13 protein-coding genes are annotated in these 18,613 nt (G+C 69.1%); 10 read left to right on the plus strand and 3 right to left on the minus strand.

What is annotated here, in order from left to right:
• The first annotated feature begins 1 nt into the window (after nucleotide 1).
• Nucleotides 2–1,639 (plus strand): NAD+ synthase, encoded by a 1,638-nt coding sequence (locus tag MMG85_RS05375; RefSeq protein ID WP_241045088.1) that lies wholly within the window; start codon nucleotides 2–4, stop codon nucleotides 1,637–1,639.
• Nucleotides 1,640–1,667: 28 nt separating this feature from the next.
• On the plus strand, nucleotides 1,668–2,555 hold the full coding sequence (locus MMG85_RS05380; RefSeq protein WP_241045089.1) for a vitamin K epoxide reductase family protein: 888 nt from the start codon (nucleotides 1,668–1,670) through the stop codon (nucleotides 2,553–2,555).
• A gap of 73 nt (nucleotides 2,556–2,628) precedes the next feature.
• On the opposite strand, the gene MMG85_RS05385 is transcribed toward MMG85_RS05380, so the two are convergent.
• On the minus strand, nucleotides 2,629–3,516 hold the full coding sequence (locus MMG85_RS05385; RefSeq protein ID WP_241045090.1) for an outer membrane protein assembly factor BamD: 888 nt from the start codon (nucleotides 3,514–3,516) through the stop codon (nucleotides 2,629–2,631).
• A 118-nt stretch (nucleotides 3,517–3,634) separates the two neighbouring features.
• Between MMG85_RS05385 and rluD the strand changes: the two genes are divergently transcribed.
• Genes rluD through MMG85_RS05405 form a run of 4 tightly spaced genes read left to right on the plus strand, consistent with a single transcriptional unit; the run spans nucleotide 3,635 to nucleotide 6,297 of the window.
• Nucleotides 3,635–4,609, plus strand: a complete 975-nt coding sequence (gene rluD / locus MMG85_RS05390; RefSeq protein WP_241045091.1) for a 23S rRNA pseudouridine(1911/1915/1917) synthase RluD — start codon at nucleotides 3,635–3,637, stop codon at nucleotides 4,607–4,609.
• Entirely contained in the window at nucleotides 4,606–5,376 is a 771-nt protein-coding gene (gene pgeF, locus MMG85_RS05395; RefSeq protein WP_241045092.1) for a peptidoglycan editing factor PgeF, read from the plus strand. The genes rluD and pgeF overlap by 4 nt, the downstream gene beginning before the upstream one ends.
• Nucleotides 5,361–5,894: a DUF4166 domain-containing protein gene (locus tag MMG85_RS05400; protein ID WP_241045093.1), complete on the plus strand. Its 534-nt coding sequence runs from the start codon at nucleotides 5,361–5,363 to the stop codon at nucleotides 5,892–5,894. The genes pgeF and MMG85_RS05400 overlap by 16 nt, the downstream gene beginning before the upstream one ends.
• Nucleotides 5,884–6,297, plus strand: coding sequence for a thiol-disulfide oxidoreductase DCC family protein (locus MMG85_RS05405; protein WP_241045094.1), 414 nt, complete (start codon nucleotides 5,884–5,886; stop codon nucleotides 6,295–6,297). The genes MMG85_RS05400 and MMG85_RS05405 overlap by 11 nt, the downstream gene beginning before the upstream one ends.
• Nucleotides 6,298–6,733: 436 nt before the next feature.
• Here the strand turns inward: MMG85_RS05405 and MMG85_RS05410 are convergent, their stop codons facing one another.
• A complete protein-coding gene (locus tag MMG85_RS05410; RefSeq protein WP_241045095.1) occupies nucleotides 6,734–9,154 on the minus strand; it encodes a TonB-dependent receptor in 2,421 nt (806 codons plus the stop codon).
• A gap of 186 nt (nucleotides 9,155–9,340) precedes the next feature.
• Here MMG85_RS05410 and MMG85_RS05415 point away from each other — a divergent pair, with 186 nt between their 5' ends.
• From MMG85_RS05415 to MMG85_RS05430, 4 genes are all read left to right on the plus strand, one after another.
• Nucleotides 9,341–9,814 (plus strand): DUF3574 domain-containing protein, encoded by a 474-nt coding sequence (locus MMG85_RS05415; protein ID WP_241045096.1) that lies wholly within the window; start codon nucleotides 9,341–9,343, stop codon nucleotides 9,812–9,814.
• Between the two features lie 238 nt (nucleotides 9,815–10,052).
• The gene (locus MMG85_RS05420) at nucleotides 10,053–11,636 is read left to right on the plus strand and encodes a hypothetical protein (RefSeq protein WP_241045097.1); all 1,584 of its coding nucleotides are present in this window, start codon (nucleotides 10,053–10,055) and stop codon (nucleotides 11,634–11,636) included.
• Between the two features lie 163 nt (nucleotides 11,637–11,799).
• Nucleotides 11,800–14,403 (plus strand): ATP-dependent chaperone ClpB, encoded by a 2,604-nt coding sequence (clpB, locus tag MMG85_RS05425; protein ID WP_241045098.1) that lies wholly within the window; start codon nucleotides 11,800–11,802, stop codon nucleotides 14,401–14,403.
• A gap of 137 nt (nucleotides 14,404–14,540) precedes the next feature.
• Nucleotides 14,541–16,820, plus strand: coding sequence for a bifunctional diguanylate cyclase/phosphodiesterase (locus MMG85_RS05430; protein WP_241045099.1), 2,280 nt, complete (start codon nucleotides 14,541–14,543; stop codon nucleotides 16,818–16,820).
• A 9-nt stretch (nucleotides 16,821–16,829) separates the two neighbouring features.
• Here the strand turns inward: MMG85_RS05430 and ybaL are convergent, their stop codons facing one another.
• A complete protein-coding gene (gene ybaL / locus MMG85_RS05435) occupies nucleotides 16,830–18,518 on the minus strand; it encodes a YbaL family putative K(+) efflux transporter (RefSeq protein WP_241045100.1) in 1,689 nt (562 codons plus the stop codon).
• Nucleotides 18,519–18,613: the final 95 nt, after the last annotated feature.

Raw genomic sequence — 18,613 nt, forward strand, 5'->3', positions numbered from 1 at the left:
CATGACCCAGACCCTCCGCATCGCCATGGCGCAGTTCGACTTCCCGGTGGGCGGCGTCGCGCAGAACACGGCGAGCATCCAGCGCATGATCGCCGAGGCGCGCGACGAGTACGGGGCCGACGTGGTGCTGTTCCCCGAACTGGCGGTCAGCGGTTATCCGCCGGAGGACCTGCTGCTGCGCCCGCGCTTTCTGGCCGACTGCGAGACGGCGCTGACCGGGATCGCCGCCACCACGCACGGCATCGTCGCCGTGGTGGGCTGGCCGCAGAGCGCGGGCAGCGTGGTCTACAACGCCGCCAGCGTGCTGCGTGACGGTGCGGTCGAGGCGACCTACCGCAAGCGCGAACTGCCCAACTACGCGGTGTTCGATGAGCGCCGCTATTTCGACGTGGATCCGGACGGCGGCGCCTGCACCTTCGAGGTGAACGGCGTGCCGCTGGGGCTGGTGATCTGCGAGGACCTGTGGTTCCCCGAGCCGCTGGCCGAGACCGCCAGCGCCGGCGCGGTAATGACGCTGGTGCCGAACGCCTCGCCGTTCGACCGCGACAAGCATGCGCAGCGCGATGCGCTGATCGCCGAGCGCACGCGCGAAACCGGCATGGCGCTGGCCTACCTCAACGTGGTGGGCGGGCAGGATGCGGTGGTGTTCGACGGCGCGTCCGTGGTCGCCGACGGCGACGGCACCGTGCATCCGGCAGCGGCGGCGTTCACCGATCAGTGGCTGGTGGTCGACTTCGACGTGGCGGCGCGGACGTTCAGCCCGGTCGTCTGGATCGACGACGGTGACGAGAGCCGCGATGCGCTGGCGTGGCGTGCGATCGTGCGCGGCATCCGCGACTACTGCGGCAAGAACGGATTCTCGAAGGTGTGGCTGGGCCTGTCCGGCGGCATCGACTCGGCGCTGGTGCTGGCGCTGGCGGTGGACGCGCTGGGGGCCGAGAACGTCACCGCCGTGCGGATGCCGTCGCGCTACACCGCCGACCTGTCCAACGACCTGGCGGCGGAACAGTGCGCGGCGATGGGCGTGAAGCTGGAAGCGGTGTCGATCGAGGCGCCGTTCAAGGGCTTCCTCGAGGCGCTGGGTCCGGTGTTCGGCGACAAACCCGCCGACACCACCGAGGAAAACCTGCAGTCGCGCAGCCGTGGCGTGATCCTGATGGCGTTGAGCAACAAGTTCGGCGGGCTGCTGCTGACCACCGGCAACAAGAGCGAGTACGCGGTGGGCTACGCCACCATCTACGGCGACATGTGCGGCGGCTATGCGCCGATCAAGGACCTGTACAAGACCGAGGTGTTCGCGCTGGCGCGCTGGCGCAATACCGTGGGCGGTGCGCCGGTGATCCCGCCGGCGGTGATCGACCGTCCGCCGTCCGCCGAACTGCGCGAGAACCAGAAGGACCAGGATTCGTTGCCGCCGTACGACGTGCTGGATGCCATCCTGTTCCGCTACGTGGACCAGGAGCAGTCGCGCGACGAGATCGTCGCTGCCGGTTTCGATGCCGCCACCGTCGACCGCATGCTGCGGCTGGTGCGCATCAACGAGTGGAAGCGCCACCAGGCCGCGCCCGGGCCGAAGGTCTCGCGCCGCGCCTTCGGCCGCGAGCGCCGTTACCCGATCACCAACAAGTACGCGCTGTGAGTGGCGCGTCGCCTCGCCGGAGTACTGCATGACCCGTAAGAAGAAGCGCGCGGCGCACCGCGACCGTCCCGCCGTCGCCACGCCACGACCGGCCATGCCCCCGGACCGCGTGATGCTGGCACTGGCGGTGCTGGGCCTGCTGATCACCGGCTACCTGGCGTGGACGGCCGGCAGCGGATCGGCGTCGGCGTTCTGCACCGCCGACGGCGGCTGCGATGCGATTCAGCGCAGCGGCTGGTCCACGTTGCTCGGCGTGCCGATGGCGCTATGGGGCTTCGGCCTGTACGCGCTGGTCGCGCTGGTGTCGCTCTCGCGCAAGGCGTCGCCGTTGCTGCGCTGGCAGCGGCAGTGGCGGCTGGTGCTGCTGGGGCTGGCGATCAGCGTGTACCTGACGGTGGTGGGCAAGCTGGTGCTGGACGCGTTCTGTGCGGGCTGCCTGGCCTCGCTGGCGGTGCTGGTGGCGATGTTCGCGTGGCTGCAGCTGCGGCGTCCCGCCGCCGCGCCGGGCCAGCCCTGGGGCCGCTGGTGGGCCGTGCAGGCGGTGCCGGTGCTGCTGGTGGTGGCGGTCCTGCACGTGCACCAGAGCGGCCTGCTGCACCAGCGGCCGGAAAGCCGTCGCGCGGAGGCACTGGCGCAGCACCTGTCCACGTACGGCGCGAAGTTCTACGGTGCCTCATGGTGCGTGGAATGCAGCCGGCAGAAGCGCGAGTTCGGCCACGCCGCAGACCAGCTGCCCTACGTGGAGTGCGCCCCCGGCGGCCGCAATGCGCCGATGACCGCCACCTGTGCGGCGGCCGGCGTCACCGTCTTCCCCACCTGGGTGATCGATGGCATCCAGCACAACGGGGTGATCGAGCCGCGTCAGCTGGCGGTGCTCACCCGTTTCGACTGGGACAAGGGCGGCGCCGCGGAGTGAGAGCGAGGCACCGGGAAGCGGAAACGAAAAAGGGCCTTGCGGCCCTTTTTCCTTGCAGCGACTGACCGCAGGGTCAGTCGTCCTTGCGCTGGTCCACCGTGTTGCTGGACTTCTCGCCGGCGAACGGGTTCAGGCGGCGCACCATCCACGGGTAGTCCGGGAACTTGCCGGCCAGCCACGGGTGCTGCGGGTCGTTGAGTTCCAGCACGCGCCTGGCGTCGGCGGCCAGGGTCTCGTTGCCCAGGTGGGTGTAGGACTCGGCCAGCACGGCCACGGCGTCGTACTGGTAGCTGCTCTGCGGGTAGGTTTCCAGCAGGTAGCGGGCGCGGCTGGCGGCCGACACCCAGGCGTCGCGGCGCAGGTAGTAGATGGCGGTGTCCAGCTCGTGCAGGGCGAACTGGTCGCGCAGCGCGATCATGCGCTGGCGCGCATCGGCGGCGTAGCGGCTGTTGGGATAGTTCTCGGCGACGCGGGCGAAGTCGTTGTAGCCCTGCATCGGCGTGGCCAGGTCGCGGCGGCTGGCGTCCAGGCGCCACACCTTCTGCAGGAACACCGTGTCGCGGTTGGAATTGGCCAGCCCGCGCAGGTAGTACATGTACGGGATGTTGCGGTGGGTCGGGTAGGTGCGGATGAAGCGGTCGATCGTGGTGACGGCTTCGTCCAGCTTGCCGGCCTTGTACTCGGCGTAGGCGGTTTCCATCAGCGCCTGCTCGGTGTACGGGCCGTACGGGTACTGGGCGATCAGGCGGCGGAAGTTCAGCAGGCCGCGGTCCCAGTTGTTGTTGACCATCGAGCGGTGGCCTTCCTCGTACAGCACCTCGACGGGCTGGTTCTCGGCCGCGTCCTTCTTCTTGAAGATCTTGCCGCAGCCGGTGCCGGCGAAGGCGACGACCAGGGCCAGCAGCACGAGGCGGGAGGTCGCGGAAGAGCGGGAGAAGCGGGGGAAGGCACGCTGGGTCATGGGCTGGCGGCAGGCCGCGGCAGGGAAACAGGCCGTCGATGATAGCCTAGGCGCCGCCTTCGCCATGAACATTCGGCCAATACGGACCGGGACATGGCCTGCCTGGACGTCCTTGAGCATGACCGAACCCGATAGCCCCGACACCCTCCGCACCGCGATCGTGCCCGACAGCGCCGCCGGACGGCGCTTCGACGCCGCCCTGGCGGAACTGTTCCCCGAATTCTCCCGCTCGCGCCTGACCGAGTGGATCAAGTCCGGCAACGCCCTGCTGGACGGCCAGGTGGTGCGCCCGCGCGACCCGGTCCGCGGCGGCGAGACCGCCAGCCTGGACGTGGTGCTGGACACCCAGACCCACGCCGAGCCGGAAGACATCCCGCTGGACATCCTGTACGAGGACGAGCACGTCTTCGTGCTGGACAAGCCGGCCGGCCTGGTCGTCCACCCCGGCGCCGGCAATCCGACCGGCACGCTGGTCAATGCCTTGCTGTTCCGCGATCCGTCGCTGTCGGCACTGCCGCGCGCGGGCATCGTGCACCGGCTGGACAAGGACACCTCCGGCGTCATGGTGGTGGCGCGCACCGTGCCGGCGCACACCTCGCTGGTGGCGCAGCTGGCCTCGCGCGACGTGCACCGCCAGTACCTGGCCGTGGTGGTCGGGGCGATGGTGTCCGGCGGCACCGCCAATGCGCCGATCGACCGCCATCCGCGCGACCGCCTGAAGATGGCCGTGCGCGAGGACGGCCGCGACGCCGTCACCCACTACCGGCTGCGCGAGCGCTTCCGCGCACACACGGCGCTGGAATGCAGGCTGGAAACCGGCCGCACGCACCAGATCCGCGTGCACATGGCGCACATCAAGTACCCGATCATCGGCGACCCGCTGTATGGCGGACCGCTGCGGCTGCCGAAGGGCGCCAGCGAGGAGCTGATCGCCGTGTTGCGCAGCTTCCGGCGGCAGGCGTTGCATGCCGAAACGCTGGAGTTCGCCCATCCCGTCAGCGGCGAGCCTGTCCGCGTCTCCGCACCGGTGCCGGCCGACATGGTCGCGCTGCTGGCGGCGTTGCGCGCCGACAGCAAGGCCCAGCGCGGATGAACCGCGCGCCGGCGGTGCTTGCCGACTGGCCGGCACCGGCCGGCGTGCACGCGTTCACCACCTTGCGGCACGGCGCCGGGTTCTCGGCCGCGCCGTTCGACGTATTCAATCTCGGAAACAGATTCGCCGCCGACGGTGACGATCCGGCCGTCGTGGCGCGCAACCGCGCGCAGCTGGTCGAACTCGCCGGCCTGCCTTCTCCGCCGCACTGGCTGAAGCAGGTGCACGGGACCGATGTACTGCGCGTTGAAACCCCGGCCGATCCGGATGCCACGGAACCCGTGGCCGACGCGCTGGTGACCTCGACGCCCGGCGTGGTGCTGGCGATCCTGACCGCCGACTGCCTGCCGGTGGTGTTCGCGGCGAAGGACGGCCGCGAGGTCGCCGCCGCGCACGCCGGCTGGCCCGGGCTGTCGAAAGGGATGCTGGAGGCCACGCTGGCGGCGATGGCGACGCCGGCCTCCGACCTGGTGGCGTGGATCGGCCCCGCCGCCGGACCGGCGCGCTACGAAGTGGGCAGGGACGTCTTCGACGTGTTCGTCGCCCACGATGCTGGCGCCGAAGCTTGCTTCGTGCCGACGCGCGCGGGCCACTGGCTGGCCGATCTGCCGGCGCTCGCGCGCCGAAGGCTCGTCGCACGCGGCATGGCGCCGGCCGACATCCACGGCGGCGATCTCTGCACGATCAGCGAGCCCGCGCGCTTCTTCTCGCACCGCCGCGATGGCCGCAGCGGCCGCATCGCCACGCTGGCATGGATGCAGCCGTAAGGTCGCTGTTCGCGCAGGTATTGGGGCCGGCGTTCGATATGCTGCCGGCGCCGGTGCGCGCGCTGCATCTTGCGCAGGGAATCCACCGGTATCGGGGGGATGTCGACGTCAAGCGCGGCGGTGGACCGCTGTCGCGGATCGTGGCCGCCGCCACCCACCTGCCACCCGCCGCATGTGGTCCGGTGTGCGTGGAGATCGATGCGTCGCCGGAATCCGAACGCTGGACCCGCTTCATCGGCGGCCGCGCAATGCCCTCGCGCCTGTGGCGCGAGAGCGACGTGCTGTGCGAACGCCTCGGGCTGGCGACCTTCGGTTTCCGGCTGGAAATCGTGGACGCCGCCATCGTCTGGCGCGTGGTGCGCGTCCGCGTGTTCGGCCTGTCGCTGCCCGCGCGCTGGTTCACCGGCGTGGGTGCGCGCGAATCCGCCGAAGGCGAACGCTACCGGTTCGATGTATGGGCGGCGTTGCCGCTAGCCGGTCGACTGGTGCATTACCGGGGATGGCTGGATGTCGGATGATCCCGCGCGCCGCGATGGCTCGATCATCGTCTTCGATGGCATCTGCGTGCTGTGCAATGGTTGGGTGCGCTTCTTGTTGAAGCATGACCATGAAGGCCGCTACCGCTTCGCCGCCATGCAGTCGGAGGCCGGACGTGCGCTGCTGGCGACGCACGGGCTGGATCCCGACGATCCGGCGTCGTTCCTGCTGGTGGACGGAACGCAGGCCTGGACGGACAGCGATGCGATCCAGCGCGTGCTCACCGGGCTGGGCGGCGCGTGGCGACTCGCGAGCATGATCGCCTGGGTGCCGCGTTTCGTGCGCGATCCCGTGTACCGCTGGATCGCGCGCCACCGCTACCGCCTGTTCGGCACCACGGCCTGCCACCTGCCGACGGAAGAAGAGCGCGCGCGGTTCCTGTAGCGTGCGCCATGCGCACGATGGGCGGTGGAGGGGTCCTGCGGTCGTGCGCATGGCGCACGCTACGTCTTCATCCCGGCGGACGCCGGGAACCAACGGCTTCTACGCTTGGCTTCAGCACGACACGGCGTCGTGTGCCGACAGAACAGGCACGGGCGTGTTTCCGTAGCGTGCGCCCTGCGCACGATGGGCGGTGGCGGGATCCTGCGGTCGTGCGCACGGCGCACGCTACGCCGTCATCCGGGCGGACGCCGGGAACCAGCGGCGTTCACGCTTGGCCTTTGCACGACACGGCGTCGCGTGCCGACAGAACAGGAGCGGGCGCGGTTCCGTAGCGTGCGCCATGCGCACGATGGGCGATGGAGAGATCCTGCGGTCGTGCGCACGGCGCACGCTACGCCGTCATCCCGGTTTGTGGCGGGATGACGGCAGGGGTCGATCAGAACGTGTAGCGCACCCGGGTGTAGTAGTACGCGCCGTTGCTGCCGATCGGGGACAGCACGTCGTAGGGCAGGTTGCCGAAGTAGGAGATATCCGCGCTCGACAGGTCCGGGTATTCGTCGGTCAGGTTCAGGCCGCCCAGCGCCACGCTCCACTTCGGCGAGACGCGGTACTCGACTTCCGCATCCAGCTGCCACTCGGCGCCATAGGTCTGCTCGGGCTCGAAGCCGCCGCCGAAGTTGAACACGCGCTTGGCGCTGCCGTGCCGGCTGACGCGGCCCAGCAGCGACCAGGCCGTGCTGTCCCAGCTGGCGGTGAAGGTGCCGCGTGTGCGCGGTGCGGCATCGGTCAGCGTGTTGCTTTCCTCCACGCCGAACAGCACATAGCTGGGGTCGATGGCGAGCAGTTCGGCCGGCGTGGCCGCGATGTTCTCCAGCTCGGTCTTGGCGTAACTGTAGGCGCCGGTCAGCAGCAGGTTGCCGTCGCCGAGTGGCCGGCGCCAGTTGGCGACCAGTTCGGCGCCTTCGGTGCGGGTGTCGGCGGCGTTGATGAAGAAGTTGGCGCTCTGCACGCCCGCCACGCCAAAATTGTCCAGCACGAAGTCGGTCAGGGCGTCGCCGGTGATGCGTTCGGTGATCGCCACGCGGTCGTCGATGTCGATGCGGAACACATCCAGCGACAGGTCAAAGTGCTCGCCGATGCGGCTGGTGAAGCCCAGGCTGAGGTTCAGCGCCTTTTCCGGATCCAGGTCGCGCGCACCCAGCGCGCGGGCGATGGGATTGTTGACCGACAGCAGGCGGCCCTGGGTGAGCTGGCCGGAGGCGTCGTAGCCGGTGGAGGTGGACTCGAAACCGATCTGGCTCAGCGACGGGGCGCGAAAGTTGTTCGACACCGAACCGCGCAGCGCGAACGCCGGTGCGAACTCGTAGCGCGCGGCCGCCTTGCCGGTCAGCTCGCCGCCGAAGTCGTCGTAGTGCTCGTAGCGTGCGGCGAGGTCGGTGGTGAACTTCTCGCCCCACTGGCTGCTGAGGCTGGCGTAGAGGCTGGACACGTCACGGTCGAGGTCGGCGGCGTCCTGCGGCGTCAGTCCGCCGCCGGCCTGCGAACCGGTCGGGCGGTCGGTGAACGGACCGGCCGCGTACGACGCCGGATCGCCGGCGCCGGTCTCGAAGGTCTCGTGGCGGAATTCCACGCCGGTGGCGAACGTATGCGCGCCGAACACGCGGCTCAGGTCGAGGTTCGCCAGCGTCTGCGCGGATTCGTAGTCGCCGGTCTTGAAGCGCGTGGGACTGCTGGGCCCCAGCGAAGCGTTGAGCGAGTTGCGCAGGCGGTAGGTGAATTCATTGCGGCCGTGGTTGAGGCTGGCGTCGTAGTCCCAGTCGCCCCACTGGCCGCGTACGCCGGCCACGCCGGCCACGTCGAGGTTCTCGCCTTCGGAGATCGGGCGGTAACCGTTCGGATAGATCTGCTTCCAGTTCGCCACGCCGTCGGGGTAGCGGAAGTAGTTGGCGCCTTCGGTATCGCTCTGGTGGTAGGTGCCGAAGGCGTAGAACTCGGCCGCTTCGCCCAGCGGCACGGCGGCGTTGAGCCAGGCATTGAGGCTTTTGGAGCTGCCATCGCCCAGCACGTAGTTGCGCTGGCCGGCCAGCGCCAGGTTGTCGGGCGTCTGTTCCTCGAAGAACGGGATCTGGTCGAAGCCGGCGCGGTTGGTGCCTTCGCGCTGCTTGTATTCCAGGCCGACGCGGAAGAAGCCGCCGTCACCGATGCGGTCGCCTACCTGCGCGCTGAAGAAGGAGGTCTGGCCGTCGGTGACGGTCCGGTCGATCGGTTCGACCTTCGTGTGGTGCACGCCATAGCTGGCCTCGAACGCACCGCCTTCCGGCGCGTCGTCGAGGATCACGTTGATGACGCCGGCCACGGCATCCGAGCCGTACTGGGCGCCGGCGCCGTCGCGCAGCACCTCGATGCGCTTGATCGCGCTGACCGGGATGGCGTTGAAGTCCACCGGCGTGTTGCCCTTGCCGATCTTGCTGTCGGTGTTGACCAGCGCGCTGCTGTGGCGGCGCTTGCCGTTGACCAGCACCAGCACCTGGTTGGGGCTGAGGCCGCGCAGCTGCGCGGCGCGGATGTGGTCGGCGCCGCCGGAGTTGGACTGGCGCGGGAAGTTCAGCGACGGCAGCAGCGCCTGCAGCGCGCTGCCCAGTTCGCCGTTGAGCACGCCGGCCCTGCGGATGTCCTCGGCGGTCAGCACATCGATGGGCGAGGTGGATTCCAGCGCGGTGCGGTCGGTGGCGCGGGTGCCGGTGACGATGACGGCATCCAGGTCGGTGGTGCCGGCGGGCGCGGTCTGGGCGGTGGCGGGGAGGGCGAGTACCAGCGCGATGGCGGCGCCGAGCGGAGCGAGGACAGGGCGGGACATGAAAAATCTCGTGGGGCGAGGGGAAGGGATGCGTGAAGTCTATCGCTTCATTGCGATGAAGCGATATAGTAGCTGCCCCGACAGCGCCGGGGTCATGTCCGCTGCCCATCTCCTTATGCCGCCGCGTCATAAGGCGGGCGCAGCGACGTGCGCCATCCTGTCCTTCTCCCACGAGGTCTTTCCCCCATGTCGCATCGTGCTGTCTGGCTGCTGGTCCTTCTCGCGCTCGCCGGGTGTGCGTCCACGCCACCGCCGTCCCCTGCGTCCGCCACCACCGCTGCGCTGGAAGGCGACGCGTTGCGCCCGGCCAGTGCCAGCGGCTGGGTCCGCAGCGAGCTCTATTTCGGCGTGGGCGAAGAGACGGGACCGGCCGACCGCCCGCAGGCCGCGCCCATCACCGAGGCGACCTGGCGCGCCTTCCTCGACCAGGAAGTGACCGCGCGCTTCCCGGACGGCCTGACCGTGTTCGACGCCTACGGCCAGTGGCTGTTCCGCGGCGCGACCGAGCCCAACCGGCTGAAGACCAAGGTGCTGGTGGTGCTGCACGAAGACACCCCGCAGCGCCGCGCCGACATCGAGGCGATCCGACTGGCGTGGAAGCAGGCCACCGGCCACCAGTCGGTGCTGTGGTCGCGGCATGCGGTGGACGTGTCGTTCTGACGCGATCTGCTCCTTCCCCCGCGTGCGGGGGAAGGCTGGGATGGGGGCGGACGCGCGCGCAGACGACGATGCGCGCGCGATACAGGCACGGGCGCGCGACGCGCCACACGGTGCTCCCCGCGACGAAGACACCACGCGGCTCCGTCGCCCCCACCCCAGCCCTCCCCCGTGAACGGGGGAGGGGGCTTATCCTGCGTACTCCGGTTTCCTCTTTTCCCTTCTCCTTCCCCGGCCCCCCATGACCGCATCGGCTTCTCCCGTGCGCCGCTGGTTCGTCCCCGGCGACCTCAACGGTTTCTTCGGCCTGGTGGTGGACAACCTGTCCATCCTCGGCTTCATCGCGGCCGCGCTGATCGGCATATTCCAGTTCCCGGCCGAGGTGGTGTTCACCCGCATGTTCCCCGGCACGGCGCTGGGCGTGCTGGTCGGCAACCTGATCTACACGTGGATGGCGCACCGGCTGTCGGCGAAGACCGGCCGCGACGACGTCACCGCGATGCCGCTGGGCCTGGATGCGCCCACCAGCATCGGCATGGCGCTGCTGGTGCTGGGCCCGGCGTTCGTCGGCTTCAAGCAGGCCGGCATGGACGAACAGGCCGCGGCCACCGCCACCTGGCAGCTGGGCATGGCCGCGCTGGTGGTGATGGGCGTGCTGAAGCTGGTGCTGTCGTTCTTCGGCGATGCGGTTACGCGCGCGGTGCCGCGTGCGGGCCTGCTGGGCTCCATCGGTGGGGCGGCGCTGACATTGCTCGGTTTCCTGCCGCTGATCGAGACGCTGCGCCAGCCCATCGTCGGCTTCGTCACCTTCGGCCTGCTGCTGTATGTGCTGGTGGCCAAGGGCAAGTTGCCGGTGAAGATCCCCGGCGTGCTGCTGGCCTTCATCGTCGGCACCACGCTGTACTACGCGCTGGGCCTGTCCGGCCTCGGCGCGCCGGGCTTCAAGGTGCCCGACGCGGTGCCGCTGGCGGTGACGCTGCCGCTGCCCACGCTGAGCTGGCTGGACGGCCTGGCCTACACCGTGCCCTACCTGCCGCTGCTGCTGCCGTTCGGCCTGCTGATGGTGGTGGGCGGCATCAATGTCAGCGAAAGCGCGCGCGCGGCCGGCGACGACTACCGCACGCGCGACGTCTTGCTGGCCGAAGCGGTGTCCACGCTGGTCGCCGGTTTCTGCGGCGGCGTGGCGCAGACCACGCCCTACATCGGCCAGCCCGCGTACAAGCACATGGGCGCGCGCAAGGGCTATACGCTGCTGACCGGTCTCTTCATCGGCCTCGGCGGCGTGCTGGGTTACGTGTCGGGACTGGTGCAGTGGCTGCCGGTGGCGGTGCTGGCGCCGATCATCGTCTACGTGGGCCTGGACATCACCGTGCAGGCCTTCACCGAGACGCCGCGCAAGCATGCCATCGCGGTGGCGCTGGGGTTCCTGCCGTCGGTGGCGTATCTGCTGACGATCAAGTTCGGCAATCCGGCGTGGATCGCACCGGACCGTTTCGCGGGTTTGTACGAAGGCGTCGATGGCCATGGCCTGCCGGATCTGGCCACCATCGTCACGCTGGGCAACGGCTTCATCATCACCGCGATGATCTGGACCACCGCGCTGGTGGCGATGATCGACGGGCGTAATGGCCGTGCCGTCATTGCGCTGCTGGTCGGCGCGGTGCTGACGCTGTTCGGCATCATCCACTCGGTGGATCCGCGTGGCGGCATCTACCTGCCGTGGGACGTGGAAGGCCTGCGGGCGACCATCCTGTGGCAGTTCGCCGGCGCCTATGCCGCCTTGGCGGTGTTGCTGGGCCTGCTGTCCCTGCAGAAGAAGCCGTAGGGCGGGCCTTGGCCCGCCGTTTCCGGTCCGTGCGCGGACGGTGGGCCAAGGCCCACCCTACGTGAATCCGGGTCTCAGCTGGTCTTGAAACACCGGCGCTTAACCTCATCTCGGTAGCATCGGCTGGCGTTCGCCGGCCCCTACTTTTCCTGAGGTTCTCCCGATGCGGATGGACAAACTGACCTCGCGTTTCCAGCAGGCGCTGGCCGACGCGCAGTCGCTGGCCGTGGGCCGCGACCACACCATGATCGAACCGGTGCACGTGCTCACCGCGTTGCTGGAGCAGCAGGGCGGCAGCACGCGTCCGCTGTTGTCGCAGGCCGGCGTCAACGTGCCCGTGCTGCGCGAGCGGCTGGGCGAAGCGCTGGACAAGCTGCCCAAGGTGACCGGCCAGGCCGGCAACCTGTCCATCGGCAACGACCTCTCGCGCCTGCTCAACGTCACCGACAAGCTGGCGCAGGACAGTGGCGACACTTACATCGCCAGTGAGTGGTTCCTGCTGGCCGCCCTGGACGACAGTGGGGCCGCAGGCCAGGAACTGAAGGCCAGCGGCGCCGACAAGCAGAAGCTGCGCGCCGCCATCGACCGTTTGCGCGGAGGCGAGAAGGTGCAATCCGAGAATGCCGAGGACCAGCGCCAGGCGCTGGAGAAGTACACCATCGACCTCACCGAGCGCGCCGAGATCGGCAAGCTGGACCCGGTGATCGGCCGCGACGAGGAAATCCGCCGCACCATCCAGGTCCTGCAGCGCCGCACCAAGAACAATCCGGTGCTGATCGGCGAGCCCGGTGTCGGCAAGACCGCCATCGTCGAGGGGCTGGCCCAGCGCATCGTCAACGGCGAGGTGCCGGAAGGCCTGAAGGGCAAGCGCGTGCTGTCGCTGGACATGGGCGCGCTGATCGCCGGCGCCAAGTTCCGTGGCGAATTCGAGGAGCGCCTGAAGGCCGTGCTCAACGACCTGGCCAAGAACGAAGGCCAGATCATCCTCTTCATCGACGAGCTGCACACCATGGTGGGCGCCGGCAAGGCCGAAGGCTCGATGGACGCGGGCAACATGCTGAAGCCGGCGCTGGCGCGCGGCGAGCTGCACTGCATCGGCGCGACCACGTTGGACGAGTACCGCAAGTACGTCGAGAAGGACGCCGCGCTGGAACGCCGTTTCCAGAAGGTGTTCGTCGGCGAACCGAGCGTGGAGGACACCATCGCCATCCTGCGCGGGCTGAAGGAAAAGTACGCCGTGCATCATGGCGTGGAGATCACCGATCCGGCCATCGTCGCCGCGGCCACGCTGTCGCACCGCTACATCGCCGACCGCCAGCTGCCGGACAAGGCCATCGACCTGATGGACGAAGCGGCATCGCGCATCCGCATGGAGATCGACTCCAAACCGGAAGAGATGGACCGCATGGAACGCCGGCTGATCCAGCTGAAGATCCAGCGCGAGGCGTTGAAGAAGGAAAAGGACGCGCAGTCGAAGCAGCGCCTGGCCGATCTGGAAACCGAGATCGAATCGCTGCAGCGCGAGTTCAACGACCTGGAAGAAATCTGGAAGGCCGAGAAGGCCACGCTGACCGGCGCCACGAAGATCAAGGAGCAGATCGAGCGCGCGAAGCTGGAACTGGAGGCCGCGCAGCGCAAGCAGGACTACGCGCGCATGAGCGAGCTGCAGTACGGCCAGCTACCGGAACTGGAGAAGCAACTGGCGGCCGCGCAGGAAGCCGAGCAGAAGGGTTTCCGCCTGCTGCAGGACAAGGTCACCGACGAGGAGATCGCCGAGGTCGTCAGCCGCTGGACCGGCATCCCGGTCAGCAAGATGCTGGAGGGCGAGCGCGAGAAGCTGCTGCAGATGGAGCACTCGCTGCGCGGCCGCGTGATCGGCCAGGAGGAGGCGATCAAGGTCGTGTCCGACGCCGTGCGCCGGTCGCGCGCGGGCATCTCCGATCCCGACCGTCCCAGTGGTTCCTTCCTGTTCCTCGGTCCGACCGGCGTCGGCAAGACCGAGCTGTGCAAGGCGCTGGCGGAGTTCCTGTTCGACAGCAGCGACGCGATGATCCGCATCGACATGAGCGAGTTCATGGAGAAGCACGCGGTGAGCCGGCTGGTCGGTGCGCCGCCGGGTTACGTGGGCTACGAGGAAGGCGGCTACCTGACCGAGGCCGTGCGCCGCCGCCCGTACAGCGTGATCCTGCTGGACGAAGTGGAGAAGGCGCATCCGGATGTGTTCAACATCCTGCTGCAGGTGCTGGACGACGGCCGCCTGACCGACGGCCAGGGCCGCACGGTCGACTTCCGCAACACCGTCATCGTGATGACGTCCAACCTCGGCTCCAGCCTGATCCAGGACATGAGCGATGGCGGCGGCTCCGACGGCACGCCGGAGAGCTACACGCAGATGAAGGCTGCGGTGATGGGCGTGGTGCAGGCGCATTTCCGGCCCGAGTTCATCAACCGGCTGGACGACATCGTGGTGTTCCATCCGCTGGACAAGGCGCAGATCCGCGAGATCGCCCGCATCCAGACGCGCTACCTGGCCAAGCGCTTGGCCGACCGCCAGATCGCGCTGGAACTGGACGATTCGGCGCTGACGCTGCTGGGCAACGTCGGTTTCGACCCGGTGTACGGTGCGCGGCCGCTGAAGCGCGCGATCCAGGCCCAGCTGGAGAATCCGCTGGCGCACCGGATCCTCTCGGGCGAGTTCGGCGCCGGCGACACGGTGCGCGTGCGCGCCGACGGCGGACATCTGGTGTTCGAGACCGCCGCCCGCTGACGGGCGGTAGGCCGGCGGGTGTCCTGCTTCCGTCGAGCGGTACGTGGTAGTACGTTATGGGGCGGCCTGCCACGGGGCAGGCCCGTCACCCTGCGTGCCGCGTCGAGGCGGACCTGGCGAAGGGCAAGGACGGACCGATGGCTGATCATCCAGCGCAGCCGGTGCGTGGCCTGGGCGGAAGCACACGCGTGCTGCTGCTGGCAGGCGCCTGCCTGCTGCTGCAGCAGGTCTCGATCGGCTACCGCATCGACTTCTTTGGCGACATCGCCCAGGCCTCGCTGATCCACCTGCACATCGGCCTGCTGCTGGCCATCGCGATGCTGTTCCGCGACGGCCGCGTGCTGGCGGTGTGTTTCGCCGTGACGTTCGCCGGCTGGGTGCTGCGGCAGATGTACCTGTTCGACGGGGGACGCCCCACCTGGACGCTGGCCTGGGGTGCAGGCAGCTATCTGCTGCAGTACCTGCTGACCGTGCTGTGCGCGCGCTGGATGGGCTGGCCGCGCCGGCAGCCGGCCCGGGTGCAGCGTGGCGACCTGGTGCGCTTTGCCGCCATCGGACTGCTGCTCTACCCCTTGCTGATGGCGCTGACCGGCATCGGCAACGTGCTGGTGTCGTCGCCGGCGCACGCCTTCAGCGCGGCGTTCCAGATGTTCTTCGCCAAGCAGTTCGGGGTGGCGGTGCTGACCCTGCCGCTGGTGATCGGCTGGCAGGAGCGCACGCGCCCGGTTCCGCCGACCGGGGCAGGGCGGCGCTGGGTGTGGCCGGTGGCGCTCGCGGTCGGCCTGGGGGTCAGCCTGTGGGCCACCGTACAGGTGCGGCAGGCGTTCACCGGCGACCCGGTGACGCCGGCGCCGGTGCTGATGGATTACCGGTTCGCGCTGCTGGTCGTGCTGGCGTGGTGCATGCTGCGGCTGCGTCCGCGCTGGGCGATGCTGGCGTTGTCGCTCACGCTGCTGCTGCTGGTGGGCATGGTGGCCGGCACGGCGGAGTACGCGAACACCGCGGTGGGCTTCGTCAATCTGCTGCACATCGCGGTGGAGATGAACATCCTGCTGCTGGCGATGCTGTACCTGTGGCTCACCAGTCGTGATCGCTCGGAGCTGGCCGAGCAGCTGTCGGGCGAGACCCTGCGCGACCAGGTCACCGGCCTGCCCAACCTGAAGGCGCTGCGCGAACGCGTCGAGCGGCCGCTGCCCCGGCGCGAGCTGGGCTACCTGCTGCTGGACCAGACTGACACGCTGGTGGCCGGCTTCGGCCTGGATACGCAGGCGCAGGCCATGAATGCGGCCGCGCGGCGGCTGGATGATCTGGTCGAGACCTACTACGTGGGCACCGGCCAGTTCGCGCTGCTGGCCCGGCCCGGCCGCGATGCCGACCTGTGGGAACGCGTGATGGCGCGCGTGGAACACGCGGAAATCGATGTCGATGGCGAATCGATCCGCCTGCTGCCGTACCTGGGCGTGGCGGCCTTCAAGGGCGCGCAGGCGAGCGTGATCGATGGCGCGGTGCTGGCGGCGTCGCACCTGGCTTTCGAGGCGCGCCAGCATGGCGAGCTGCGTCCGCGTTACAGCGACATCGGCGACACCCAGTTGCGGCGCACCCACCGCCGCCAGCTGCACGACGCCACCGAAGCGCTGGCCAGCCTGCGCAACGAGCGCGTGGCCCTGTACTTCCAGCCGATCCGCGAGCTGACCCCGGACATGCAGGCCGTGCCGCGGGCGATCACCGGCGAGGTGCTGTGCCGGCTGCTGGACGAGAAGGGCGAGATCATGTCGCCGGCACGCTTCATGGCGCCGCTGGAAGCGGCCGGACGCGGCGCCGAACTCGACCTGGCGGTCGTGCGTGCGCTGTTCCGGCTGCTGCGCAAGTCGCCCGGCGCGCTGCCGCATTGCCGCGAGATCGCGATCAACCTGACCGGGCAGAGCCTGGCGTCGATGAGCTTCCAGGTGGAGTTGCGCACGCTGCTGGCGGGGTCGCCATTGCCGATGAGCGCGCTGTGCTTCGAGGTGACCGAAACCGCGGCGATCTCCAACACCGCCGCCGCCAGCCACCTGCTGGCCGACCTGCAGGCGCTGGGCTGCCAGATCGCCATCGACGACTTCGGTACCGGGATGCAGAGCTTCGCGCGCCTGCGGGAACTGCCGGTCGACGTGATCAAGATCGACGGCTCGTTCGTGCGCAACGTCGCCCAGCTCGGCAAGGACTATGCGGTGGTGCAGGCGTCGGTGGCGGTGGCCAAGGCGTTCGGCGCGATCACCGTGGCCGAGTTCGTGGAAGACGAAGACACCGAGTACTGCCTGCGCCGGCTGGGCGTGCACCGCGTGCAGGGTTACCTGTACGGCGCGCCGCGGCCGCTGGCGGAGGTGCTGGCCGAAACCGCCGCAGCCGAAGCCGCGGCGACGCGCGACATCACCTGACCTGCCGGTTCAGACGGGCGTACGCTGCGGCCGGTACGGCGGCGTCGCCATCACCATTTCCGCCAGCGAGAACGCCAGTTCGCGCTCGGCCAGCACGGCACCGTCGGCGCCGTGCTCCAGCAGGTGCTTCACTTCGCCGTCGCTGTGCGCGCGCGCCAGCAGGGTCAGCGAGGGATTGATCGCGCGCAGCTTGGCCAGCGCTTCACCGGCTTCCAGCGGCTGCGGGATGGCCAGCACGGCGATCTTGGCGCGATCGGGATGCGCTTCGGCCAGCACGCGGTCGGCGGCGGCGCTGCCGCGGATCGCGGGGATGCCGGCATCGTGCGCGCGTGCCACGTGGTCGCCGTTGTCGTCGATGACGATCAGCGGCACGCCACGGTCACGCAGCACGCGCGCCAGTTCGCTGCCCACGCGGCCGTAGCCGATGATGATGGCGTGGCCGGTGATGTCCAGCGACGGCCCGGGCGCCACTTCGGGCACCACCGGTGCGGGCGCCAGGGCGTCCTGCTTCTTCTGCCAGCGGTCCAGCCAGGAGAACAGGAACGGATTGGCGATGATCGACAGCAGCGAGCCGGCCAGGATCAGGTCGCGGCCTTCCGGCGGCAGGATCTTCAGCGCCACGCCCAGCGCGGCCAGGATGAAGGAGAACTCGCCGATCTGCGCCAGGCTGACCGAAATTGTCAGCGCGGTGCCGGTCGGATGCTTGAACGCCTTGACGATGTAGTACGCCGCCACCGACTTGCCCAGCACGATGATGCCGAACGTGGCCAGCACCTGCCACGGATGCGCCACCAGGATCGCCGGGTTGAACAGCATGCCCACCGAGACGAAGAACAGCACCGCGAAGGCGTCGCGCAGCGGCAGCGAATCGTTGGCCGCCTTGTGGCTGAGTTCCGACTCGTTGAGCAGCATGCCGGCGAAGAACGCGCCCAGCGCGAACGACACGCCGAACATCATCGCCGAGCCGAACGCCACGCCCAGCGCGATGGCCAGCACCGACAGCGTGAACAGTTCGCGCGAGCCGGTGGCGGCGATCTTCTCCAGCGTCCACGGGATCACCCGGCGGCCGACCAGCAGCATGAAGGCGACGAAGGCGCCCAGCTTGATCAGCGTCCACACGATGGCGACCGCGAAGCCGCCGAAACTGGCGGGCTTGCCGCCTTCGGTGTCGCCGAAGGTTTCCGCCAGCACCGGCAGCATCACCAGCGCCAGCACCATCGCGATGTCCTCCACGATCAGCCAGCCGACTGCGATGCGGCCGCGCTTCGTGTCCAGCAGGCGCCGGTCCTCCATCGCGCGCAGCAGCACCACGGTGCTCGCCACCGACAGCGCCAGGCCGAACACGAAGCCGTTCAACGGTGTCCAGCCCATGCCCCATGCCAGCGCCCAGCCCAGCGCCGTGGCCACCACGATCTGCGCGATGGCGCCGGGAATGGCGATCGCCTTGACCTCGAGTAGATCTTCCAGCGAGAAGTGCAGGCCCACACCGAACATCAGCAGCATCACGCCGAGTTCGGACAGCTGGGTGGCGAGTTCCTGGTCGGCGACGAAGCCTGGCGTGAACGGGCCGACGAAGACGCCGGCGAGCAGGTAACCGACCAGCGGAGACAGCCGCAGCTTGTACGCCAGCGCGCCGAGCACGAAGGCCAGGGCCAGGCCCACCGCGATGATATTGATCAGGTCGGCATCGTGGTGCATCGAGCGACGGAATTCCTCTGCGTGTCGTCGGCAGTGTCGCCGATGCAGCGTGCCGGCCGCAAACCGCGATTGAATACGGGATTCATGCACGGACA

Source organism: Pseudoxanthomonas sp. LH2527 (genome assembly GCF_022539275.1).
Classification (GTDB): Bacteria; Pseudomonadota; Gammaproteobacteria; order Xanthomonadales; family Xanthomonadaceae; genus Pseudoxanthomonas_A.